Origin of the sequence: Paraburkholderia fungorum, from assembly GCF_900099835.1 — a bacterium.
Lineage (GTDB): Bacteria > Pseudomonadota > Gammaproteobacteria > Burkholderiales > Burkholderiaceae > Paraburkholderia > Paraburkholderia fungorum_A.
On the sequence record NZ_FNKP01000002.1, the window covers coordinates 721,493 to 744,124 of the forward strand.

Here is a 22,632-nt window from a genome sequence, read left to right on the forward strand (position 1 = left end):
GTCAACGCGGCGACGGCGCACCCAGTCCGAGCCCGGCGAGCCGCCCGAGCCAGCGTCCGATCAACCCGCGTCGCACGGGCAATATGCTGGTCAACGTGACGCGCGCCGCATGTGCGCCATCGGTGCTGAGCCACACACGTTCGCCGCGATGCAGCCGGATTTCCGCGCCCGGCGTAAGCCAGTGATCGTAAGGGGAGCTGATGCGGGTCAGCCAGATGCGCGCACCCTGAACCGCGAGCGTGCTGTCCGCTTCGATACGCCACGTGAGCGTCGCGCCTGGGATCACAGAAAAATGCACGACGATTGTCGGCTGACGCTCGTCCGGTTGATACGCCGTCAGACTCGAGTCGTCATCCATGCATTGCGGGCTTGCCTGATCCATCTTTTGCTCTCCGTCATCGAGCCGGCTGGCGGAGGAGGCACCCCAAAACAAAAGGCCCCTTCCGTTACCGGCGGGGCCTTGGGGGTCTTGTTTGCAGATTCAGACTGCTAACGCGCACATGCTCCCAATGGCCAGCCGATTATGGCTCGCGTTGGGTGATTAATCGCTTTGGCGATGGAGGTGTGCGTCAACATGAAATCGAGTGTGCCGTTTTGCCGCTTGGGCTGTCAATAAAAATGTGTCAATTCATGCCTGTTGATACACGTGCATCTGAAATGGACCCGCAATTATTCAGGAGGAATAGCAGATGAATCCCGACCATTCTCCGTGCATCAAACGATGTCTTCGAACGATGCTGTTCACGCTCGCCGCGTTGAGTTCGGCGTCGACATTTGCCGCGAGTTTCGATTGCGCACACGCACGTTTGCCGGATGAAAAAGCAGTCTGCGCATCGCGGCAACTGAGCGAACTGGATGTCGAGATGTCTGTCCGCTATCAGATGCTGACGGGGCTGGTCGCGATGGGCACACGCGGCGACATGCAGGACCAGCAACAGACGTGGCTGAAGTCGAGGCACGCGTGCGGCGAAAGCAAGTCGTGTCTGCTCGACCTTTACCGTCAGCGGATTGCGAAGCTGAAAGAGCAGTATGCGCAGCTCGCGAGGCGCGGGCCGTTCTGAGTTGGAGAGTCGATCTGCAACGTCGCGCGCAAACGCCGGTTCCGCGCGCGGCAATCTATGTCGAAATATGTCGCCGCACTTTTAAATCGTCCGCAAAGCCTTGTCGCGCGGGCCTTCACCGTGGTGAAACAGCGCGACATATCTTCGCTGATGATTTACCGGATGCGTCCTTCTATAGTCCGTTCGTCGCCACGCAGCAGTGACGCAAGTGGCCCGAATCCTCGAAGGACATCCCGTGAAAAACCGTTCATTCTTCATCCCGGCCAACGCCGCTTGCCTCGCTTCATCGACGACTCTTTCCGCCACGCGAGGCGGCGCGCTCCGCAAGCTCGTATTGAGCGCAACCGTCGCGGTGCTCGCGTTCAGCAGCGCGTCGGCTTTCGCGTGGTCGCAGCACGGCACCGCGTACACGTCGCGCGGCACCTATAGCGGCGCGCACTTTGGCTCCTGCGGCGGCGGTAGCTGTTCGCATGCAGGCGGCGTGGCCGGCCCCTACGGCGGCTTCGCGAGCAATACCGGCACGGTGACGCGCAATGCACCGGGCCAGTTCTCGAATTCAGGCACGGCGACAGGGCGCTACGGCAATTCGGTCCAGCACTCCGGCGACACGAATTGCGCTGGCGGCACCTGCGCGCATACCGGCTCGATGACCGGCCCCGACGGCAAAACCGCCACGACTTCCGGCGATGTGACGAGAACCGCGCCGGGTCAATATTCGTCGTCGGGATCGGTGACGGGGTCGAACGGCAACACGGTCAACCACTCGGCATCGACGAACTGCGCCGGCTCTACCTGCTCGCGATCGGGCACCGTGACGGGTTCGGAGGGCGGCACGGTCGACCATTCCGGCTCCGCCACTCGGGTTGCGCCGGGCGTCGTGACGACATCGACGAGTATCACCGGCACGCACAGCAATACGGTGACGACGAGTGGAACCGTAGTGACCGGGGGTGTCGTCGCGACGGGCGGGACGACGGTCGTCGTGGCAGCGAAGCCGGTGGTCGTGCCGCCACCGGTGGTTTATGCGCCGCCGCCGGTGGTCGTGCCGCCTCCGGTGGTTTATGTTCCGCCGAAGCCGGTCGTGGTCGCGCCTCCGGTGGTCTACGTTCCGCCGAAGCCGGTTGTGGTCACGCCGCCGGTTGTCTATGCACCGCCGCCGCCCCCGCCGGCCGTGTATGTCGCGCCGCGCGCGGTGTATGTGGCCCCGGCGCCGCGTCCGGTGGTGTGGGTGCCGGGGCACTGGATCGGACGTGTGTGGGTGCCGGCGCATTGGGCGTGAAGGACGCAGTCATGCGAGTCAAGAACTCCATCACGTGGAGACGATCGTGGCGCGATGCAACGCAGGCAGCGGACGTACTGCAAGCCGACGCGCCAGCTTCGCGTTCACGGGCGATGGTCAAGGCGGCGTCGCTGATGGCGATCGCCGCAGCGATAACCTGGGGGACCACCTGGCCGCTAGCATCGAGCGATGTGATGACCGGAGTCGGCCTCTCTCGCTCCTACCCGACGAACAGCGCAACCCCCACCCGCGATGCTCCACGAAACTGCTCCGCCCGCTACGCGGCGTTGCTCGACCTCGCCGAACTGGCGAGGCGCGACGGCAAATCGTCGGAGGTGGTGATTCGAGGGTTGAGCGACCGGCGCGGCGCGATGAGCGGCTGCCTGCCGATCAATCGCGCTGAACCCGCCAATCCTTGAGCGTAATAACTCGTCGGAAAAAACGCCGCCTCTTCAGTCCGGCAGCGCCGACGCCCGCGTCAGATCGCACTCCAGAAATATCGCCCCCGGAATCGGATTGAAAACATAAGCCGGAATCGGCTCGAATCCCAATGACTCGTAAAGGCTAAGCGCTGCATGCATGGTCGGCAGCGTGTCGAGACGGATGCGGCTATAGCCGAGTTCGCGGGCCGTCGCGCAAATCAGCGTGGCCAACTGCTTGCCCGCTTGCAGACCGCGTCCCGATGGTCGAATGTAAAGCCGCTTCATTTCGCAGATGGCATCGTCGATAGGTCGCAACGCCACGCACCCGATCACCTCGGCGCCGTAATAGGCAAGCAGCACCTCGCCGCGGGGCGCGGCGAATTTGCCGGGCAGATCGGCGAGTTCGGAATCAAATTGCTGGAAGCTGAGATCGATGCCGAGGCTTTGCGCATATTCCCGGAAAATGCCCCGGACAGCTTCGACCTGCTCAGGGAATCGGGCGGGATGGATCTGGATCATTGGTACGTATTTGTGCGCTTTTCTGTTTGATGAAGCGTTGTTTAAATGCCGCATCCGCGCCGACTCATTGCGATTCGGCGAGAACCAGCGGAAAGCGGATATCGAACCTCGTTCCCACCCCTTCGCGGGATGAGAAATCGATCTGCCCATCCAGCACGCGGCACAACTCGCTGACGATCGCGAGGCCGAGGCCCGTGCCGGGAATATCGTCGCCCGAGGCTCGCTCGAACTCGTCGAACACGCGCTCTGCATCGGACGCCGCAATGCCCACACCGGTATCCGACACGCGAATCGACCAGTGGTCGGGGCCGGCCATCGCGAAGCGGAATTCGACCTGTCCCGACTTCGTGTACTTGGTCGCGTTGGACAGCAGGTTGACCGCGATCTGCTTCAGCTTCAGCCGGTTCGACGTCACTGCGGACAGAGCCGGATCGAATTCCGCGCGCAAGGTCAGCCCCTTGGCTTCGATTGCCGGACGCGAGGCCGCGACGAGTTCATCGTAAAGCTCGCGCGTTTGCACCTGTTCCAGCGCGAGCGGCGCGGCATCGCCGAGTACGACTGAATACTCGACCATCTGCTCGACCAGCAGCTTCATGTCGGCCGCCTGCCGGTTCGCCAGCGTCAACGCGTTGTCGGCTCTGGCGGGTGCGCGCGCGACCAGTTGCAGCGCGATCGAAAACCCGTTCAGAAAATTGCGCAGATCGTGCACCACGCTGCGGGTGATCTGCATCCGCGATTCGTAGAGATCGCTGACCAGCCGCTGTTTCAACGTGAGTTCGTGATTCGCGCGTTCGAGCTGTCCGGTGTATTCGTCGATCTTGCGGTCGCGTTCGCTCACCACTTCCTTGATCGACGTGTACGAGACCAGGCTGAAGGTTTCCGCGATCATCCGCCGCGCGCGGCTTTCGTGGCGGCGCGTGAAGGTGCTGTCGCGGCCGGCGAAATCGTCGAGCGCGCCGGCCAGCACCTGATGAAACAGATCGAGTTCGCGCACAAGTTCCTCAATCCGGTAGCCCTGACGCCAGCGGACCTTGCCGTGTTTTCTCGCATTGCGTTCGAGCGACGGCTCGACCCGTTCGAGGTCTTCGACATCGAGCGCCGCGCAGAGTCCTTCGAGGATTTCCGGCAGATGATCGGCGAGTTGCTGGTACGTCAGCTTGTCCGCCTCGACGAGATCGACGTCGCTGGAGACATCGGTCATCCACTGCTCGGTGAGCGGGATTCGCTCCGCGCGGATGAAGTCGGCGAAATTGCGCAGCGGGCTTATACGGGTGTCGGTCATGGTGGGGTGCAGGGATGAAGTTTCTACAACATACAAATGCTCGAACCACACCCGGCGCGTCGAACGGCAGAGAGTGCGTGCGCCTGATGCGAAAAGAAACTTCCGCTGGAAGGAATCAAAGGCTTGGCCAGCGGGCTTTTCGCTCTGACAGCGGTCGAAAATCGTGTGTTTTCGGCCGCCGGTCCGCATCATTATCACCGCAATCGCCGTGTGTGGAACATGTCTTGCGTGGCCGCTCGTAGATGACAAAAACGTTTAACCCGGCGGTTCCTGATGCACTCAATCCTGTTGGTGGACGACGAGCCGGAAATCTTGGCAGCGTGGCGCCTTATTCTTGAAAACGAGGGTTATGAAGTCGGCTGCGCGAGCAATGGCGCCGAAGCAGTCGCGCGCATGCGCTCAGTTGTTCCGGACCTGATTATCACCGACTGGATGATGCCGGTGATGGACGGCGCGGAATTGTGCCGTCGGCTGAAAGCGACTCCCGAACTGGTCGATGTGCCGGTTCTGCTTCACACGGCAGTCCCGCCGCCGGACGGCGAGGGCAGGGACTGGAATCTGTGTTTGAGAAAGCCAGTCGGCGCGGATGTTTTTTTGCGGACCGTGGCGCGAATGTGCGAGCGGGACGATTAGATTGCGCGCAGGACTCCAGCCGAATTTTCATAGCGCCTTCAGAAAATCGACGAAAGCGCGCAGCGGCGCGGGCAGATGGCGGCGTCCGGGATAGTAGAGAAACGGACCGGAAAACGGTTGCCACCAGGGTTCGAGAATCGGCTCCAGCGCGCCGCTGTCGAGATGCGGCCGCAGCATGTCTTCGAACAGATGGATGACGCCGACGCCCGCAATCGCGCAACTCACCGCCAGATCGATGGCCGCGCCGGGGCGCACGAGCAAAGGCCCCGAAGGATTCAGTTGCAGCACTTCGCCGTCACGTTCGAAAAACCAGGTGGGCGTCGCGCCGCCCGCGAATTGCCCGCGCAGGCACGCGTGCGCAAGCAGTTCGCGTGGATGCCCGGGACGTCCGTGCGCGTCGAGATAAGCGGGTGACGCCGCTGTTGCGAAACGCTGCACGCGCGGCCCAATCGGGATCGCGATCATGTCCTGTTCAAGCCGCTCGTCATAGCGGATGCCCGCGTCGCAGCCAATCGAGAGCACGTCGACGAAACCGTCTTCGACCACCACTTCGACGCGAATATCCGGATACGCTTGCAGGAATGGCGCGATCACGCCGGGCAGCACGATCCGCGCGGCGCTCGACGGTACGTTCAGCTTGAGCGTGCCGGTTGGTTTGTCGCGGAAACCGTTGAGCACGTCCAGCGCGGCTTCCATTTCGCCGAACAGCGGCGCGAGCTTGTCGAGCAGGCGCTCGCCGGCCTCGGTCGGCGCGACGCTGCGGGTGGTGCGGTTCAGCAGACGCAATTCGAGCCGGTTTTCAAGCCGTCGCACGGCAACGCTGAGGCTCGACGCGGACACGCCGCTCGCGCGCGCGGCGTCGCGAAACCCGCCCGCGCGGCAGACGGAAACAAAAGCGGCAAGGTCGTTCAGTTCCATGGCGAGTGTGGGTGATTGTTCATTTTTCTGCACAACCCGTACACGTTAGACCTTTTTATTAAACAGCGCAATTCCGGCGATACTGCCTGTCAACCACTTATCGAGGAGAGCGGCATGTCGAACTTCACTTCCCAGCAGACGTTCAAACTGGCCGGCCACACGGTTCGGCGGATGGGTTACGGCGCGATGCAACTGGCGGGGCCGGGCGTGTTCGGGCCGCCGAAAAACCGCGACGCCGCTCTCGCGGTGCTGCGCGAAGCGGTGGCGGCGGGCGTGAATCACATCGACACCAGCGATTTCTACGGGCCGCATATCACGAATCAACTGATTCGCGAGGCGCTGCACCCGTATCCCGACGATCTCGTGATCGTCACCAAAGTCGGCGCGGTTCGCGGCAGCGACGGTGCGTGGTTGCCCGCGCTCGAACCGCAGGATATCGAGCGGGGCGTCCACGACAATCTGCGCAACCTCGGCCTCGACGCGATGGAAATCGTCAATATGCGCTGCATGGGCGACGTGCACGCGCCGTCGGAAGGGTCGATTGAAAAGCAGGTGACCGCGCTGGCCGAGCTTCAGCAGCGCGGGCTCGTCAAGCACATTGGCTTGAGCAACGTGACCGCGACGCAGATTGCCGAGGCGCGCCGCATCGTCGACGTGGTGTGCGTGCAGAATCACTACAACCTCGTGCATCGCGAAGACGACGCGCTGATCGACGACCTCGCGGGCAAGGGCATTGCGTACGTGCCGTTCTTCCCGCTTGGCGGATTTACGCCGATCCAGTCGTCGGCGCTGTCGGACCTTGCGCAAACGCTCGACGCAACGCCGATGCAGGTGGCGCTTGCATGGCTGTTGCATCGTGCGCCTAACATTCTGCTGATTCCGGGGACGTCGTCGACGGGGCATCTGCACGAAAACCTGAAGGCCGCCGAACTGGAGTTGAGCGACGACGTGCTGGACCAGTTGAATGAAATCGGCGGCGCGGCGAGCGCGTGAAAGCGCGTCACACCGAATCGGCGATAAATTCCCTTAGCCACCGGTGTGCCGGATCGCGATGCGAGCGCTCATGCCAGAGCATCGCCATCTCGTAACCCGGCACGTCGACCGGCGGCTGGACCATGCAATGCGCGCCGGAGCCGCGCACCAGCCGCTCGGGCAGCAGACCCACGAGGTCGGTGCTCGCCAGCACCGACAGCATGAACAGGAAGTGCGGCACCGACAGCACCACTTTGCGCGTGAGTCCCGCGCGGGCGAGCACATCGTCGGTGACGCCGACGAAACCGCCGCCGTCCGGCGACACGATCACATGCTCCAGCTTGCAGAACTGCGCGAGCGTCGGCCGACGCTTCAGCCGCGGATGACCCGCGCGACCCGCGAGCACGTAGCGTTCGGCAAACAGAACGCGGCGGCGCAGTCCTTCGGGAGCGCCGTGGCTGGTATGAAATCCGACATCGATATCACCCTGTTCAGCCTGCTTCGCGAGCCTTGGCGGCGCAGCTTCGACGACCGCTAGCCGCGTGCCAGGTGCCGCTGAGCGCAAACCGCTCAGCGTCGGCAGGATGATCGTGGATTCCGCGTAGTCGCTTGCCGCCACGCGCCACGTGTGAGTCGCGATGGCCGGCTCGAATGCGCTCGCGGGCGCGACTGCGCGTTGCAGCGCCTCTAGCGCTTCGCGCAATGGCTCGCGCAGCGCTTCGGCGCGCGCAGTGGGCCGCATGCCGCGTGGTCCTGGCAACAGCAGCGGATCGCCGAAAACCTCACGCAATTTCGCCAGATGCACGCTGACCGACGGTTGCGAAAAGTTCAGCCGTTCGGCGGCGCGGGTCACGTTGTGCTCGGACAGCAGCACGTCGAGTGTGACCAGCAGGTTGAGGTCCAGCGTTCTGAGATTAACCAAGTTAATACCTGACATATTGGGAATTCATTTCCAATATACCTGAGCGGCGCCTATCGTACGTTCCATCGATCACAAACGTACGACATCTCATAGGCACGATCATGAAAGTTCTTCTCGTTTATGCACACCCCGAACCGAAATCGTTGAACGGCTCCTTGAGGGACTTCACGGTCGAACGTCTCGAACGGGCGGGGCATGTCGTTCAGGTATCCGATCTTTACGCGATGAAATGGAAGGCGCCGCTCGATGCGGACGACAGCGTCGAGCGATTGTCCGATGAGCGTTTTTATCCGTCGCGCGAGTCGAAGCATGCGCTGGAAAACGGCCTGCAAAGTGACGACATCGTTCGCGAACAGGAAAAGCTTGTGTGGGCGGACGCAGTCATTCTGCAGTTTCCGATGTGGTGGTTCTCGATGCCGGCCATTCTCAAAGGCTGGGTCGAACGCGTATATGCATACGGTTTTGCGTACGGCGTGGGAGAGCATTCCGATGCGCGCTGGGGCGAGCGTTACGGCGAGGGGAAGTTCGCAGGCAAGCGGGCGATGCTGGTCGTGACGACGGGCGGCTGGGAGTCGCATTACAGCCCGCGAGGCATCAATGGTCCGATGGACGACGTGCTGTTCCCGATCCAGCACGGCATTCTCTACTACCCCGGCTTCGACGTGCTGCCGCCGTTCGTGGTGTACCGGACCAGCAGGATCGACGACACGAACTATGCGCAGGTTCGCGATGCATTGGGGCAGCGTCTCGACGAATTGTGGACGACCGCGCCGATTCCTTTCCGTCAGCAGAACGCGGGCGCGTACACGATTCCGCAGCTCACATTGCGGGACGAGGTTGCGCCGGGCAAGGCGGGTTTTGCAGCGCACGTTGAATAAATCGGGCGACTTGCCGGTTACGCTTTGTTAAAACGTCGCGACGGCGGGCGGCGGCCGCAAAGAACCCGCACCCGCCACACCGTTCGACAAACCGGCGCCCGGCCTTCCCATTACTTACGACACCACCCCACAAACGGGATCGTATGTTTCGCTGAAATTTGGTTGTAAGTCGCCATTGCTAGAGTCGTCGGCGGAGATTTGCCGCTGCATGCCGGACCGTGTTCTTCGGACGCCTATCAAGGAGAGCGACAAACCATGAATCCAGCCCGTGCGTTCTGGCTCATTCTGCTGATGCTCGTCACGTCGCCCGTGTGGGCGTTTCACTCGGAAGTCGTGAGCATTCCAAGCGCCGCGATGCATCAATCGTTCGACGCGACCGTGGTAGTGCCCGATCAATATGGGCATGGCAAGCCGACCGACCGTTTCCCGGTCGTCTATCTGCTGCATGGTTCGGGTGGCGATTACACCGACTGGACCGCGAATTCGCACATCGGCAAGCTGGCCGACCGTTATCACGTGATTCTGGTGATGCCCGACGGCGGGCACGAGAGCTGGTATATCGACAGCCCGGTCAATCCGCGCAGTCTTTACGAAACTTATGTAGGCACTGAAGTCGTGGCTTATATCGACGGCCATTTCCGCACGATCGCGACGAAGCAGGCGCGTGCGATTACCGGCCTGAGCATGGGCGGATTCGGCGCACTGCATATCGCGCTCGGTCGCCCCGATGAGTTCGGCGCGGCAGGCAGCATCAGCGGGGCAGTGGACCCGCGCGGCTGCGAGGACGAGCCGGGTATCGAGCAGGTTTTCGGCGATCCTGCGCGTCACGCGGATTTCTGGAACAACGAGGCCATCATCGAGAATGCGCGCAACTTCAGCGGCGCGCATATCGCGTTGACGATCGACTGCGGCGTGAACGACTCGCTGGTTCAATCGAACCGGACGCTGCATGAGCGGCTGATCGAACTCGGCGTGCCGCACGATTATGCGGAGCGGCCCGGCGGTCATACGTGGAAGTACTGGTCGAACGCGGTGCAGTATCAGGTGCTGTTTTTCGCCGGCGCGTTCAAGCGCGCGGCGAGCGAGGCAAGCACGGCGACCTGATTCGCCGCGCGCGAATCAGTCGATGCCGTGGAATACGGCGTCGTCCGGACCGAGATAAACGGGCGGGCGCCACGCGGCATCGCGCATCGAATGCTGGACCAGTTTTTCAACGCCCAGCAGTACCGCGAAAATCGCCATCCGCACCGGAATGCCGTTGTCGGTCTGCCGGAAAATCGCCAGACGCGAATCGTGATTCAGGTCCACGCTCAGATCGTTTGCGCCGGGCCGGCTGTCGCGCGGCAGCGGGTGCATGATCAGGGTGTCGGGGCCGCAGACGCTGTCCATCAGCGCCTGGTTGATCTGGAAATCCGGCGTATAGCCTTCGAACGATTCGTCGGTAAAGCGCTCTTTCTGGATACGCGTCGCGTACACCACGTCCGCGCCGCTCAGCCCCTGGCGCAGGTCGTTGGTCTGCTCGATCACATGACCGTTCCGCGAAATCTGCTCGATGATGTAGGTGGGCATTTCGAGCATCGGCGGCGAAATCAGCGTGAATTTGATACCGCGATACAGCGCCAGCAGTTTCACCAGCGAATGTACCGTCCGCCCGTATTTCAGATCGCCGACCAGCGCAATATGCGCGCCGTCCACGATCTTGCCGAGCCGCGAGAACTCGCGCTGGATCGTGTAGAGGTCGAGCAGCGCCTGGCTCGGATGCTCGCCGGGACCGTCGCCGCCGTTGATCACCGGCACGTTGGTCGCGCGCGCGAATTCGGCCACCGAGCCTTGCTCGGGGTGGCGGATCACCAGCGCGTCGACGTAGCCGCTCATCACGCGGCTGGTGTCGTAGATCGACTCGCCCTTGGCCATCGACGAAAACGTGAAGCCCGTGGTGTCGCACACCGAGCCGCCGAGCCGGCAGAACGCCGCGCCGAAGCTCACGCGGGTCCGCGTGCTGGCCTCGAAGAACAGATTGCCGAGCACCGCGCCTTCCAGCACGCGCGAGATCTTTCGACGCCGCGCGATGGGCTGCATGATGTCGGCCACGCGGAACAGCGCCTCGACGGAGTCGCGTGAAAACTGATCCACCGACAGCAACTGCGGTTTGCCCTCGAACAGCATCTGGCTAGCGAGCGATTGTGAATCTACGCTTTGCGTATATTTGTCCGACGGCTCGCCGTGCACCACGATTTCCGACACGAAACGCTCGACGATCTCCGGCATGGCCCGCGATTCCTGCGAGTCGTCCGGCAGGAGCCAGGTGTCCAACGCCCGACGCGACACGCCGATACGGCTGGCGAAGGTGTCGCGCGTCATGTTCAGGCGACGCATCGCATCGCGTAGGAAGGCTTGTTGTGGGACGTTCATGAGGGCACCTGTCGGGGAGTGATTTGGCAGTGAATATACGCGATGCGTATATTAGTTCGCCCGACGTAGAAGTCAAGCGCTTTTCGAGATAGCTTTGCAAGACGTCGCCCGACGCGGTTAAACTGCGTGTCATGCATTCCGGCCTGATGTTCCGACCCCGTCTGTCGACCCTCGCAAACTCGTTCGCTCCGGCGTTCGTCGCCGTTGCGCGCGCGGGCGAGTCACACGATTCGCGCGATTCGACCATCAACGCCAAAGCCAAAAAACAGCCGCTCATCTGACCGGAGCACGCTGTTCCGTCAGATGATGCGACGGAACAGAACGGTCACCGCCCGCTCGCGGCACCTCCAGTTTTTCCTCCCTCGCACTGTCTGACGGAATCGATACGGTCGTCATCGAGGTAAAAACATGTCTGATTTTTCGGGTATCTGGGTTCCGCTCATCACGCCGTTTGCAAATGGCGCGGTCGATCATGCCGCGTTGCGCGCTCTGGTGCGCCGCTATGCCGACGCCGGTATCGCCGGACTGGTCGCGCTCGGCACGACCGGCGAGCCGGCCGCGCTCGACGCCGCCGAGCAGGACGCCGTGCTGGCGACCATCCTCGACGCGGCACAGCGCGTTGAGCGCGCCACGCCGCTGCCGGTGGTGGTCGGCGTATCGGGCAACCACACGGCGAGCATGCGCGAGCGGATCGAGCAGTTGAATGCGCTGCCGATTGCCGGCGTGCTGATCGCGGCGCCGTATTACATCCGGCCGTCGCAGGCTGGGATCGTCGGGCATTTCACTGCGCTGGCCGACGCGAGCGAAAAGCCCGTGGTGCTGTACGACATCCCGTATCGCACCGGCGTGCGGCTCGAACTCGACACGTTGCTCACGCTCGCCGCGCATCCACGAATCCGGGCGGTGAAGGACTGTTCGGGTTCGCTCGAGACCACGCTCGCGCTGATTCGCGACGGCCGTTTGCAAGTGCTCGCCGGCGAGGACATTGCGATGTTCAACACGCTGTGTCTGGGCGGCAGCGGGGCGATTGCTGCGTCCGCGCATGTGCAGCCCGCGCGTTTTGTCGCGCTGTATCGCGCGTTGGCCGAGGGGCGGCTCGACGAAGGACGGCGCATTTTTCACGCGCTTACACCGATGATCCAACTGGCGTTCGCCGAACCGAATCCCGCGCCGGTGAAGGCGTTGCTGGCCGCGCAAGGATTGATCCGCGACGAACTGCGCATGCCGATGACGCGCGCGAGCGACGCATTGGTCGCGCGGCTTACAGCGCTCGATGGGACTGAGTAAGCGCGGCAGGCTCGTTGAGCTGAGAGAGAAGGGTAGCGGGCGGCGAACGTGCCGCGCATCGCCGCAGATGCGCAGCACGTTCGCTACACCGCCTTCCGGTGCATCGCGTGGTTGTTCCCTATTTGAGATGAAGCTTCGCATGACCAGGTAATAATCGATGCCCTCTGTCACTCATCGCGACCGGTCTGTCTCCGGTCGATGCCGCATGCAGTCAGTCCTGCTCTCCGATTTTTCGTGCTGTTTGCCCGGGCTTCATCAGACTTGCCGGCTGTGCGTGGCAGTCATGCGGAATGCCCGGTCGTCCAATAGCGTTTGCCGCCACGTGCGCGCAAGATTTCGCACCTCGTTCTGTGCCGCACGTCGCGTGCGGCCCGGGAGCCGCTGATGGCCTCCGTGTTTCGCGCCGGCAGTCAGCTTGCGAGCGGTTCGATCGATTTCGTCACGCGTCGCACGGCCGTGGCGCTGGCGGTGGGCGTGGCCTGCGGCGCGGCGGCGCTGGCGCTTGCCGCGGGCGTCGCGATCGGCATGCTGTGGTCCGCGCATCGCCTCGACGATCCGCGCGACGCTGCCGGTAACCGACTCGCAAACAGCGTCGAGCGCGATTACGCAATCGATCAGATCGGCAAGCTCAGCGCGTCGGTTGCGCAGATCGAACCGCGCATCGCGCGTCTGACGAAACAGGTCGACACATTGCGCGATTTCGAAGCGCGTCTGCATACGCCCCGGCCTGCGCCACGCGCACCGGCTGCCGTCGATTTGCCATCGGATACGTCCGCCACCGACAGCATTGGCGAAGGCGCGGGCGGTCCGGCGCTGCCGCCACGGCGTTGCTCGGAACTTGCCGCGCAGTCGCGCGGGCGTGCCAATGCCGCCCGCACCGGCGAGCAACTGGATTGCCTGAGCAGCACGCTGTCGGCGCTCGAACACGAGATTGCCGATCACACCCTGGCTTACGCCGCTTTTCCAGGCCGCATGCCCGCCGACGGCGCGCGCTTCGGCTCGCCGTTCGGCAATCGCAGCGATCCGTTCACGCATCGGTTGAATTTCCATTCGGGTATCGATCTGGTGGCGAAAACCGGCACGCCGATTCTCGCCGCAGCGGGCGGGCGCGTGGTGTTCGCGGGCGAGGAAGCGGGTTATGGCAATGCCGTCGAAATCGATCACGGCAACGGTCTGATGACCCGCTACGGCCACGCGTCGAAGCTTGTCGTGCATGCCGGCGATCTGGTGCTGCCGCGTCAATACATTGCCGATGTCGGCTCGACCGGTCGCTCGACCGGGCCGCATCTGCATTTCGAAGTGCTGGTCAACGGCATGCCGGTCGATCCGTCGGCTTACCTCGCGCTGTTCGCGCCGACGGCTCATGGCTGAGCGCCGGGGTCGCCGCATCGCGGACAGTCTGAGCCAGGGCGACTTCACGCTCGAACGCACGCGCCCGCCGCTATTTCGCGCGATGCTGCGCGCGCTGGTGTGCGTGTTCTGCGCAGTGGCCGGCGCAGTGGGCATCACGGCGTGGCATGCGTATCGCGCGGATCTGCCGCCGCAACCGTGCGTCGCGCTTCCCGTCGACGAAAACCAGCAGCAGACCGAACTGGCACGCGCGCGGCTTGCTCTCGCCGAGGAATCGGCGGCGCGCGCGGCCGTGCAGACCAGCGCCGACAAAGCCGCCGCGGAAGTCGCCCGGCTCGCCGCCGAATTGCGTTTCCTGCGCGGTCAGAGCGGCGGCCAGAGTGCATCGCCGCGCCATTGAGAGGGCGCGGCACGACTGCCCGTACCTGGCAGGGCGGGTCGTCGGCCCGCAGCGCATTACGCGCCGAATCTTTTTATTTTCGGGAGACCGTTATGTTCAGCAAGAAAAAACCCGTCGGCGTGCAGCAGACCAAGCTCGCCACCCTGATCGCCAACGACGTGCGGATTGCGGGCGATCTCCAGTTCAGTGAAGGTCTGCGGATGGACGGTCACGTGAAGGGCAATGTAAGCGGGGTGCCTGGCAGTCAGACGTTGCTCGTACTGAGCGACCGTGGCTCGATCGAGGGCAATGTTCACGGCTACGACGTGGTGGTCAACGGACGGATCATCGGCGATCTGATTGCCGATCATTTCGTCGAGCTGCAAGGCAACGCGCATGTGACAGGCAACATCTACTACCAGCAGTTGCGGATGGACTGTGGCGCGTCGGTCGACGGCAAGCTGACGAAGCGGGAGACGGTGCAGGCAGGTCAGGCGATGCCGGCGGTACAGGGTTCGTCGCCGTTGCTGATGGCGGCGGACGAAGTGTTGCGCGAGGAACGCTAGGCGGGTTGGGCGTTGCGTGGCGCTTTAGCCGGTTGCGCTGCGGTTCAGATGGTTATGCTGCGAGTCAGGCGGCTTCGCAGCGCTTCAGATGGCTGCGCTTCGCTTCGGGCGATTCACACCGCGCATCGGGCTTCGCGGCCAGCGGCTTGAACCAGCCGCTCAAACCGTCCACGGCAGCGAACGCGGGCGTCCCGGAAAATCGTGTCCGGCGACCCAGCCGAGCGGCCGGCGCGCGCCGCGTTGCGCGCGCACCTCACGCGCTCTCGCGAGATGTTCCGACGCGCCGCGATCGATCGCGGCCAGCATGTCGCGCTCGACCGACAGTCGCTTGAACGCCAGCACCAGCAGCCCGCACGCCAGCAACAGATCGCCCGCGAAGACCACCGCGTAGACCGCCGATGTGGTTTGCGGATTGCCGAGCAGCAGCGACAGGTCGATGCGATCGAGCAGCGCCAGCGTGAGCGGCACGATCGCATTGAGCGTGGAAATCGATGCGCCGATTGCCGCGATCAGACGGGCTCCGCCAAGATGCGCACGGCGTCGGCGGCACACTTCATAGAGCGCGCCCGCGCGGCACGGCAGGAAGAACGCTACGAGCAACATCGCGCGCAGCACGACTGGCGCGTCGAACTTCAGCGCGGCGGCATACAGCACGCAGAACACCGCTGTCACGCCGAGGCCGGCGCGCCACCGTGCCGTGGCGCCGAACAGCTCGCGAGTGCCGCCCCAGATCAGCAGACGGCTTTGCAGCGCAAGCGTCGCGGAGGCGACCATCAGCAGATCGTGCTGCCACGTGAAGTGCAAGGCGAAACATGCGCTCGACGCAGCGAGCAGGAAGAAAGCGATAGCCCAGAAACGGAACGCAGCGGTCGTCGCGAACATGCGCGCGAGCGCCGTCGTAATGAGTGCGCAGCATAAAAACGTGATCAGCCACAACGAGGTCAGCGTTGCTACGTCGAATTTCATGGAATTTCCAGCCCTTGATCTGCCTGCTATCGCAGGTCGTAAAAGTGCGAATCCGGCAGCGGATCGTCGCGCAATCTACGCAACCCGCAGATGAGGAGCGAACCACGCCCGCTCCAGTAATAGCTTTTTTCAAACGGCATCTTCACGCGCCCACCGGCTCCAGCCGCCCTTTGAGCATCGCGCCGAAGTCTTCGGCGCTCACGGGCTTGCCGAGCAGGAAGCCCTGCATTTCGTCGCACATCATCGACTTGAGCTTGTCGAGTTGCGATTCGGTTTCGACGCCCTCGGCCACCACGTCCATTTCCAGCGAGTGCGCGAGCGCGATGATCGCCGACACGATCGCGCTGCCTTCCGGGCCGTGCTCGTCGAGTCCGTTGGTGAAGAAGCGGTCGATCTTCAGTTGCTTCACGCGAAAACGTTGCAGATAGGCGAGGCTCGAATAGCCGGTGCCGAAATCGTCGATCGCGATCTCAAAGCCACTGTCCTGGAACTCGCGGATCATCTCGATGGTTTTCGGCGCGTCGTGCATCGCCACCGTTTCGGTGATTTCGAACATGATCTGCGTGCACTCGACCCCTTCGGCCCGGACGATCTCCAGCATGTTCGCGACCAGATCCGGCTGTAGAAGCTGACGCGGCGACAGGTTGATCGCCACCTTCACCGCCGGCAGCCCCTCTTCGATCCAGCCGCGAATCCGGCGGCAGGTCTCGCGGACCACCCAGTAGCCGATCTGCACGATCTGCCCCGAGCGCTCGGCGAGCGGGATGAATTCGAGCGGCGTCAGCGCGCCAAGCTGCGGATGATTCAGGCGGATCAGCGCCTCGGCGCCCGCGAGTGAATCGCTGCCGCCGTGAAACTTCGGCTGGAAGTGCAGCGAGAAATGACCGGCGGTCAGCGCATCGTGCAGCGCGTTCTGGATTTGCAGCGTGCGCGTGGCGGCCTCGTTCATGCTCCGTTCGAAGAAGCGGTAGGTGCTGCGGCCCGCGCGCTTGGCTTCATACATCGCGGCGTCCGCGTGCTTCAGCAGCAGTTCGACGCTGTCGCCGTCTTGCGGATACAGCGCAATGCCGATGCTCGGCATCACCTGAAGCGGCTGTGTATCGGTCCAGCGGCCACGGCGCATGCGGTCGAGCACGCCCTCGGCGAGTCTGGCCGCATCTTCGCGCGAGCCGATGTTTTCCGACAGCACCACGAATTCGTCGCCACCCAGCCGCGCGACGGTGTCGCTCATGCGCACGCATTGCTGCAGCCGCTGCGCGAACGCGGACAGCACCTGGTCGCCGGCCGAGTGGCCGAGCGAATCGTTGATGGTCTTGAAGCCGTCCAGGTCCATGAACAGGATCGCGAAACTCGAGCGCTGGCGGCGCGCCTGGTGGATCGCCCGTTCGATGCGCTCGGTCAGCGTGGTGCGGTTCGGCAGGCCGGTGAGGGTGTCGAGCGTGGCGAGCCGCACGATCTGGCCGTTCAGCTTCGACACCGCGCTCACGAGGAAGGTGGTGCGCGCGTCGAAACGCGACAGCATAAGCGTGACGATCAGGATCGCGAAGGTGGACAGGATCACCGCCGTAGCCAGCCACGTGGTATTCACGCCCTTGGCCGCACCGCAGATCGCGTCGGGCAGAAACTGCGCGGCGGCCATGCCGGAGTAGTGCATGCCGCTGATCGCGACGCCCATGACCAGCGCCGCGCCAACGCGCTTGCGCATGACATGGCGTTCGTCGTCGTTACTGAGGATGCGCGCCATCCACAGCGCGGCGGTCGACGCGCCGATCGCAATCGCAATCGAACCCGCGACCCATGCCGGCTGGTACGCGATGCCCGGCGTCATCTGCATGGCGGCCATGCCGGTGTAGTGCATGCCCGCGATGGCGATGCCCATCAGCACGCCGCCCGCCAGCAGATGGCCGAGCGTGAGCCGCATCTGGGTCGTGATGTGCAGCGCCAGAAACGACGCGCCGACTGCCAGTGCGAGCGAACACGCGGTGGTCGAGAAATCGTAGCCGAGCGGGATAGGCAGCGAAAACGCCAGCATCGCGATGAAGTGCATCGACCAGATGCCGACGCCCAGCGCCATAGCTCCGCCAAGCCGCCACGCAAGCCGCAGGTACGTCGATGTCAGCGAGAAGATGCGGCCGGTCAGGTCGAGCGCGGTGAACGACGCAAGCGTCGCAACCACGAACGAAATGGCGACCAGCCAAAAATTGTAGGAACTCTGCATGTTGGTCCAACCGTCGGAAGGAGGCGGCTCAGCATGTTATCGACAGTTCAGACGATTTATTTAATTCGTTCTTAATAAGTTATCTCCGGCTGTGGTTATTTTGTGACCGGTAACGTTTATGCAGTATGGATGGTTCTCGAAACGCGTAATTCTGAGTACACTTGCGAACGATTCTCATTGTTGGTTGGGTAGAACCGCTGCGAGGTGGTTTTGCTCGTGGCGTGATGTTGCCGGAAGTTGTCGATTGCGCCACTGTCGTGGAGCTTTGGCGAACTCGATAATCACTGTCACCCACACCCATGAGGAGCCAGAAAGATGTCGCACGTATCCGCTGTCCCCGCTGCCGAAAGCGCCGCCGCCATTGCCCACTTCAGCGCGTCGCTCGCGTTCGAAACCGATTGTTCCGATGTCCACAGCGCCTTCGCCGGCGATCCGGCTGCGGTCGACTTCGTGCTGCTCGATGTGCGCAGTCCCGCGCTGTTCGCGCGCGGCCACGTGCCGGGCGCGGTGAACCTGCCGCACGGCAAGATCGTCGAGTCGAAACTCGCCGGTTATCCGGCCGATACGCTGTTCGTCACCTATTGCGCGGGTCCGCATTGCAACGGCGCGACGCGTGGCGCGATCCGGCTGGCGCAGCTTGGCCGGCCGGTCAAGGTGATGATCGGCGGCGTGACCGGCTGGCTGGACGAAGGCTTCGAACTGGCAAGCGTCGTTGAAGCTGTTTGACCTCGTGCATCGCATTTGACGCATCACCGGCGCGACTGGCGCGATGACTATGATCCGGTAACATCGCGCCATGAAAAACCATCTCGTCGTCGCGCTGGCCTACGACCGGCTCTGCACCTTCGAATTCGGCTGCGTCACCGAACTGTTTGCGCTCGAACGCCCGGAACTCGGCGTGGACTGGTATCGCTTCGCGGTCTGCGCTGGCGAGCCGGGTCCGATTCGCGCGGCGGGCGGCATCACCGTGGCCGCGCTGCACACGCTCAAGCTGCTCGATCGCGCGGACACCATCGTCATTCCCGGCTGGCGCGATGCGGATGAAGTGCCGCCCGAAGCTCTGCTGAAAAAAATTCGCGCCGCGTACGAGCGCGGCGCGCGTCTGTGTTCGATCTGCTCGGGCGTGTTCGTGCTGGCCGCAGCAGGCGTGCTGGACGGCAAGGCCGTCACGACCCACTGGCGTTACGCCGAAAAATTGCAGGCGCGCTACCCGCAATTGCAGGTGCGCCCCGATGCGCTGTATGTCGATGAAGGGTCGATCATCACGTCGGCGGGATCGGCGGCGGGGCTCGACATGCTGCTGCATCTGGTCCGGCGCGATCACGGCAGCGCGGTCGCGAACCGGGTCGCGCAGCGGCTGGTGGTGCCGCCGCATCGCGACGGCGGTCAGGCGCAGTTCGTGCCGCGTCCGATGCCGCAGGACGAAAGCGGCCGCCTCGCGCGCTTGATGGACTGGGTGCGCAGTCATCCCGCGCAGCCGCATACGCTGCGCTCGCTGGCCGAGCGGGCGGCGATGAGTCCGCGGACGTTGCAGCGGCAGTTTCACGATGCCACCGGCATGGCGCCTTATGAATGGCTCGTACGCGAGCGCGTGGCCGTCGCGCGTGAGTTGCTCGAAGCGCCGTCGCCGCTGCCGATGGGGCGCGTCGCGGAACTCGCGGGTTTCGGTTCCGAGGAATCGTTGCGGCGGCATTTCAGGCGGATCGCGTTGACGAGTCCCGGCGCGTACCGGAAGAAATTCGGCGCGAGGGAGGCGGCCCAGGTTTGACATGGGCCTGAAGTGGACGCGTTGCAAGCGTGTCTGAACCACCTCGCGCGGCTTCTTGGCCCATGCGTTGCGTGACATGGGCTCCATTAGCTATCCCGGTAGCCATTTGACGGGCCATCTCATGCGTGCGGCATGCACCGCAACTGCACTGCGTATGTGCGGTGCATTTAGCATCCATTTACCGCGCATTTACGACGCATTTGCCCCACATTTACCGCGTTAACACCTACCTCCACACCCCGCGCAATTGACGATTTTCTGTCAGCATCTCCGCACAGCGCCTGTGCTCGCGCAGCACTGACAGGCCGTACTCGGGAATCAGCCAAGCGTGTCTTCGAAGCGGACCGCCAACTCGCTTCATCGTCACCGTCTTCTCGTGCTCATGAACGTCAAAACCGCTTTTGCCGCTGTCGTGGTTGCCGTGGCCGCTGCCAGCGCCGCGCTCGCGCCGGGTATCGGCGCCGCCCAGACGCAGCAGCCGGAGTCGCGCGCCGAACTGTATCGGCGGAATCTGCTGGCGGCCCGCGACGTGCCGTGCCGTACCAATGCGTCGTGCGCCGCGCTCGGCGTGGCGGCGCTGGAGGCCGGACGGATCGACGACGCGCAAACGCTGGTCGCGATGGAGGCCGCGCTGGCCGAGGCCACCGTCATGCAGGCCGCCGAAGACAACTCACCGAAGGCCAGCAGCTCGGCGCGGGCGCGCGCGACGATGGCGCTCGTCCATCTCGGCGACGTGCAACTGAAGCTCGGCGCGTTGTCGAACGCGCGGGCTTACTACCGCAGCGCGATCAGCCGCGCCGGCGATTTTCCGAACGACGCACTGCTCAGTCGCGCCGTGGACGCCGCCCAGGCGCGGCTGGACGCGATCGCTCACAAGTCGCTCGTGAAAGGCGTGCCGCCGGACGGCGCGCGATTCACCCGCTACATGTTTTTCGGCGCGTCGAACCGGATCGACGTGAAGCCGGTGAAAGGGCGACGCGGCGTCTACCGGATCGACGGCGAGTTCGTCTATCCGACCGTGGACGTTGCCGGGCAACCCGGCGCGAACCTGGGCAATCTGTCGGCGTATGTGCGGTTTTACGGCGGCGTGGCACGGGTTCCGCTGACCGACGTCGGCAGCGCGGCGCCTGTCGACGCCACGGCGAAGATCGGCAATCTCGCCGCGTACGATAAGCACGAGGACAAATGCCTGATCGAGTTCGTGCTGTCCGCGCCGGAAACGCTCGATGTGCGCACTTATGGCTCGGTGCTGCATTGCGGCTTCGGCCACAACGTCAGCGCCGACGGACGTTACTATTTGATGACCGGCTTCTGAGCGCGGTCGAATTGCGGGTGTCAATTCATTCTCCGCTGGCTTCACGCGGATCACGCGCCGCGTGGACCGTTGATATCGGCGATCGACGCGAACAACAGCGACAATGTCAGCGGCACGACCGGTAACAGCGCCGCGTGCGCCGTTAGTGCGCCGACCAGCAGATTCGCGCACATGGCTTGATCGCCATGCGCTGGTCGCGTCGATGCGTCCGCAGTGAGCAACCGGATATCTTTGAATAGCACCTGTTTAACGGAAGTTTTATGAACGACATTGCGAAGATCATCGCCGGTTTCAATGCCGGTCGTGACCCCGAACGGCTGGCGATGAAATACAAAGCCATGCGCAGTTCGCCGTTTGTGTTTTTGCGCGGCACCTGTCATCTGTTCTACGAACGTTTGCCGCGCGCCAAGGTGCTCGACGATGCGCCGCCCGTATGGATCTGCGGCGATATGCATCTGGAAAATTTCGGCAGCTACAAGGCCGACAACCGGCTGATTTACTTCGATAACAACGACTTTGACGAAGCCTGCCTCGCGCCCGCCCTCTATGAACTCGTGCGTCTGCTGACCAGTGTGCTGGTCGGCGCGGCCGATCTGAAGCTGAGCCGCGCACAGGCGCTGGCGCTGTGCCATACGGCGGTCGATTCGTACGCCGGCGCGCTTGCGTTCGGCAAGTCACGCTGGATCGAAGCGGAGACGGCGGTCGGCATGGTCCGCGATCTGTTCGACGCGCTCGCGAGCCGTACGCGCGCCGCGCATCTGGACCGGCGCACGATTCTGAAGGGCAAGACGCGCACGCTGAAGGTGGACGGCAAGAAGGCGCTGCCGGTGACCGACAAGCAACGCGCGGCTGTCACCGCGTTCATGAACCGGTTCGCGGCGAGCGAACCGAATCCCGACTTTTATCGCATTCTCGACGTGGCGCGGCGGATTGCCGGCACTGGCAGTCTCGGCGTGGATCGCTATGTGATCCTCGTCGAAGGGAAGGGCTCGCCGGACGGCAATTTTCTGATCGATCTGAAAGAGGCGCTGCCTTCGTCGGTGATGCCGCATGTGCGCGTGCCGCAGCCGAAGTGGGACACCGAGGCGCAGCGCGTGGTCGAGGTGCAGCGGCGCAACCAGGCGGTGTCGCAGGCGTTTTTGCACGCCGTCGAATTCAATCAGCGTTCCTATGTGCTGCGCAGCTTGCAGCCGTCGGAAGACCGTGTCGCGCTGAGCGACTGGGACGGCAAGCTGCCGCGTCTCGAAGCGGTGGTCAACAGCATGGCGGAATTGAGCGCGTGGGCGCATTTGCGCAGCGGCGGCCGGCAGAAATCGTCGATCGCGGACGAGTTGATTGCGTTCGGTAATCGCAAGGACTGGCAATTACCGCTGATCGAACTCGCGACGCAATGCGAAACGCAGGTTGCGGACGACTGGAAAGCGTATTGCGATGCTTACGATCGCGGCGTGTTTGATTTGACGGCGGCGAAAGGCTGAAATTTTT

Annotated in this window: 24 protein-coding genes; 15 read left to right on the forward strand and 9 right to left on the reverse strand. The window is 63.5% G+C overall.

The window, feature by feature from the left end; all coding sequences use genetic code 11:
* Window position 1: 1 nt before the first annotated feature.
* The gene (locus BLS41_RS19275; RefSeq protein WP_074767706.1) at window positions 2–382 is read right to left on the reverse strand and encodes a DUF2917 domain-containing protein; all 381 of its coding nucleotides are present in this window, start codon (window positions 380–382) and stop codon (window positions 2–4) included.
* A gap of 307 nt (window positions 383–689) precedes the next feature.
* Here BLS41_RS19275 and BLS41_RS19280 point away from each other — a divergent pair, with 307 nt between their 5' ends.
* The 3 genes from BLS41_RS19280 to BLS41_RS19290 all read left to right on the forward strand — a co-directional run bounded on the left by BLS41_RS19280 (window position 690) and on the right by BLS41_RS19290 (window position 2,759).
* A complete protein-coding gene (locus tag BLS41_RS19280; protein ID WP_074767708.1) occupies window positions 690–1,061 on the forward strand; it encodes a lysozyme inhibitor LprI family protein in 372 nt (123 codons plus the stop codon).
* Between the two features lie 235 nt (window positions 1,062–1,296).
* Window positions 1,297–2,340: a hypothetical protein gene (locus BLS41_RS19285; RefSeq protein WP_074767710.1), complete on the forward strand. Its 1,044-nt coding sequence runs from the start codon at window positions 1,297–1,299 to the stop codon at window positions 2,338–2,340.
* An 11-nt stretch (window positions 2,341–2,351) separates the two neighbouring features.
* Complete coding sequence (locus BLS41_RS19290) at window positions 2,352–2,759, forward strand: hypothetical protein (protein ID WP_143026321.1); 408 nt, start codon at window positions 2,352–2,354, stop codon at window positions 2,757–2,759.
* A gap of 33 nt (window positions 2,760–2,792) precedes the next feature.
* Here the strand turns inward: BLS41_RS19290 and BLS41_RS19295 are convergent, their stop codons facing one another.
* Both BLS41_RS19295 and BLS41_RS19300 read right to left on the reverse strand, forming a co-directional pair.
* On the reverse strand, window positions 2,793–3,281 hold the full coding sequence (locus BLS41_RS19295; protein ID WP_074767714.1) for a GNAT family N-acetyltransferase: 489 nt from the start codon (window positions 3,279–3,281) through the stop codon (window positions 2,793–2,795).
* A gap of 64 nt (window positions 3,282–3,345) precedes the next feature.
* Window positions 3,346–4,563: a sensor histidine kinase gene (locus tag BLS41_RS19300; RefSeq protein WP_074771052.1), complete on the reverse strand. Its 1,218-nt coding sequence runs from the start codon at window positions 4,561–4,563 to the stop codon at window positions 3,346–3,348.
* 291 nt (window positions 4,564–4,854) lie between these two features.
* Between BLS41_RS19300 and BLS41_RS19305 the strand changes: the two genes are divergently transcribed.
* Window positions 4,855–5,196, forward strand: a complete 342-nt coding sequence (locus BLS41_RS19305; protein WP_253189715.1) for a response regulator — start codon at window positions 4,855–4,857, stop codon at window positions 5,194–5,196.
* 27 nt (window positions 5,197–5,223) lie between these two features.
* On the opposite strand, the gene BLS41_RS19310 is transcribed toward BLS41_RS19305, so the two are convergent.
* Window positions 5,224–6,114: a LysR family transcriptional regulator gene (locus BLS41_RS19310; protein ID WP_074767718.1), complete on the reverse strand. Its 891-nt coding sequence runs from the start codon at window positions 6,112–6,114 to the stop codon at window positions 5,224–5,226.
* A gap of 114 nt (window positions 6,115–6,228) precedes the next feature.
* On the opposite strand from BLS41_RS19310, the gene BLS41_RS19315 reads away from it, so the two are divergent.
* Window positions 6,229–7,107, forward strand: coding sequence for an aldo/keto reductase family oxidoreductase (locus BLS41_RS19315; protein ID WP_074767720.1), 879 nt, complete (start codon window positions 6,229–6,231; stop codon window positions 7,105–7,107).
* A 7-nt stretch (window positions 7,108–7,114) separates the two neighbouring features.
* On the opposite strand, the gene BLS41_RS19320 is transcribed toward BLS41_RS19315, so the two are convergent.
* Window positions 7,115–8,023 carry a LysR family transcriptional regulator gene (locus BLS41_RS19320; RefSeq protein ID WP_074767722.1) on the reverse strand — a complete coding sequence of 303 codons (909 nt, stop codon included), beginning with the start codon at window positions 8,021–8,023 and terminating at the stop codon, window positions 7,115–7,117.
* A gap of 86 nt (window positions 8,024–8,109) precedes the next feature.
* Between BLS41_RS19320 and BLS41_RS19325 the strand changes: the two genes are divergently transcribed.
* Window positions 8,110–8,886 (forward strand): NAD(P)H-dependent oxidoreductase, encoded by a 777-nt coding sequence (locus tag BLS41_RS19325; protein WP_074767724.1) that lies wholly within the window; start codon window positions 8,110–8,112, stop codon window positions 8,884–8,886.
* Window positions 8,887–9,141: 255 nt separating this feature from the next.
* Window positions 9,142–9,990 (forward strand): alpha/beta hydrolase, encoded by an 849-nt coding sequence (locus BLS41_RS19330; protein WP_074767726.1) that lies wholly within the window; start codon window positions 9,142–9,144, stop codon window positions 9,988–9,990.
* Window positions 9,991–10,005: 15 nt separating this feature from the next.
* Here the strand turns inward: BLS41_RS19330 and BLS41_RS19335 are convergent, their stop codons facing one another.
* On the reverse strand, window positions 10,006–11,298 hold the full coding sequence (locus BLS41_RS19335) for an aspartate carbamoyltransferase (protein WP_074767728.1): 1,293 nt from the start codon (window positions 11,296–11,298) through the stop codon (window positions 10,006–10,008).
* A gap of 408 nt (window positions 11,299–11,706) precedes the next feature.
* Here BLS41_RS19335 and dapA point away from each other — a divergent pair, with 408 nt between their 5' ends.
* The 4 genes from dapA (at window position 11,707) to BLS41_RS19355 (ending at window position 14,880) form a co-directional block, all read left to right on the forward strand.
* Window positions 11,707–12,585, forward strand: a complete 879-nt coding sequence (gene dapA / locus BLS41_RS19340) for a 4-hydroxy-tetrahydrodipicolinate synthase (protein WP_074767730.1) — start codon at window positions 11,707–11,709, stop codon at window positions 12,583–12,585.
* Window positions 12,586–12,969: 384 nt separating this feature from the next.
* Entirely contained in the window at window positions 12,970–13,956 is a 987-nt protein-coding gene (locus BLS41_RS19345; protein ID WP_074767732.1) for a M23 family metallopeptidase, read from the forward strand.
* Complete coding sequence (locus BLS41_RS19350) at window positions 13,949–14,335, forward strand: hypothetical protein (RefSeq protein ID WP_074767734.1); 387 nt, start codon at window positions 13,949–13,951, stop codon at window positions 14,333–14,335. The genes BLS41_RS19345 and BLS41_RS19350 overlap by 8 nt, the downstream gene beginning before the upstream one ends.
* A 92-nt stretch (window positions 14,336–14,427) precedes the next feature.
* On the forward strand, window positions 14,428–14,880 hold the full coding sequence (locus BLS41_RS19355; protein ID WP_074767736.1) for a bactofilin family protein: 453 nt from the start codon (window positions 14,428–14,430) through the stop codon (window positions 14,878–14,880).
* A 159-nt stretch (window positions 14,881–15,039) separates the two neighbouring features.
* On the opposite strand, the gene BLS41_RS19360 is transcribed toward BLS41_RS19355, so the two are convergent.
* Window positions 15,040–15,846, reverse strand: a complete 807-nt coding sequence (locus tag BLS41_RS19360; RefSeq protein ID WP_074767738.1) for a hypothetical protein — start codon at window positions 15,844–15,846, stop codon at window positions 15,040–15,042.
* A 142-nt stretch (window positions 15,847–15,988) separates the two neighbouring features.
* Window positions 15,989–18,064: a putative bifunctional diguanylate cyclase/phosphodiesterase gene (locus tag BLS41_RS19365; RefSeq protein ID WP_074767740.1), complete on the reverse strand. Its 2,076-nt coding sequence runs from the start codon at window positions 18,062–18,064 to the stop codon at window positions 15,989–15,991.
* Window positions 18,065–18,379: 315 nt separating this feature from the next.
* On the opposite strand from BLS41_RS19365, the gene BLS41_RS19370 reads away from it, so the two are divergent.
* The 3 genes from BLS41_RS19370 to BLS41_RS19380 all read left to right on the forward strand — a co-directional run bounded on the left by BLS41_RS19370 (window position 18,380) and on the right by BLS41_RS19380 (window position 21,147).
* Window positions 18,380–18,790: a rhodanese-like domain-containing protein gene (locus BLS41_RS19370; protein WP_074767742.1), complete on the forward strand. Its 411-nt coding sequence runs from the start codon at window positions 18,380–18,382 to the stop codon at window positions 18,788–18,790.
* A 70-nt stretch (window positions 18,791–18,860) separates the two neighbouring features.
* A complete protein-coding gene (ftrA, locus tag BLS41_RS19375) occupies window positions 18,861–19,832 on the forward strand; it encodes a transcriptional regulator FtrA (RefSeq protein WP_074767744.1) in 972 nt (323 codons plus the stop codon).
* 382 nt (window positions 19,833–20,214) lie between these two features.
* Complete coding sequence (locus tag BLS41_RS19380) at window positions 20,215–21,147, forward strand: tetratricopeptide repeat protein (RefSeq protein ID WP_143026322.1); 933 nt, start codon at window positions 20,215–20,217, stop codon at window positions 21,145–21,147.
* A gap of 50 nt (window positions 21,148–21,197) precedes the next feature.
* Here the strand turns inward: BLS41_RS19380 and BLS41_RS39975 are convergent, their stop codons facing one another.
* On the reverse strand, window positions 21,198–21,320 hold the full coding sequence (locus BLS41_RS39975) for a hypothetical protein (protein WP_290439526.1): 123 nt from the start codon (window positions 21,318–21,320) through the stop codon (window positions 21,198–21,200).
* An 87-nt stretch (window positions 21,321–21,407) separates the two neighbouring features.
* On the opposite strand from BLS41_RS39975, the gene BLS41_RS19385 reads away from it, so the two are divergent.
* Window positions 21,408–22,625, forward strand: a complete 1,218-nt coding sequence (locus BLS41_RS19385; protein ID WP_074767748.1) for a DUF2252 domain-containing protein — start codon at window positions 21,408–21,410, stop codon at window positions 22,623–22,625.
* Window positions 22,626–22,632 lie beyond the last annotated feature (7 nt).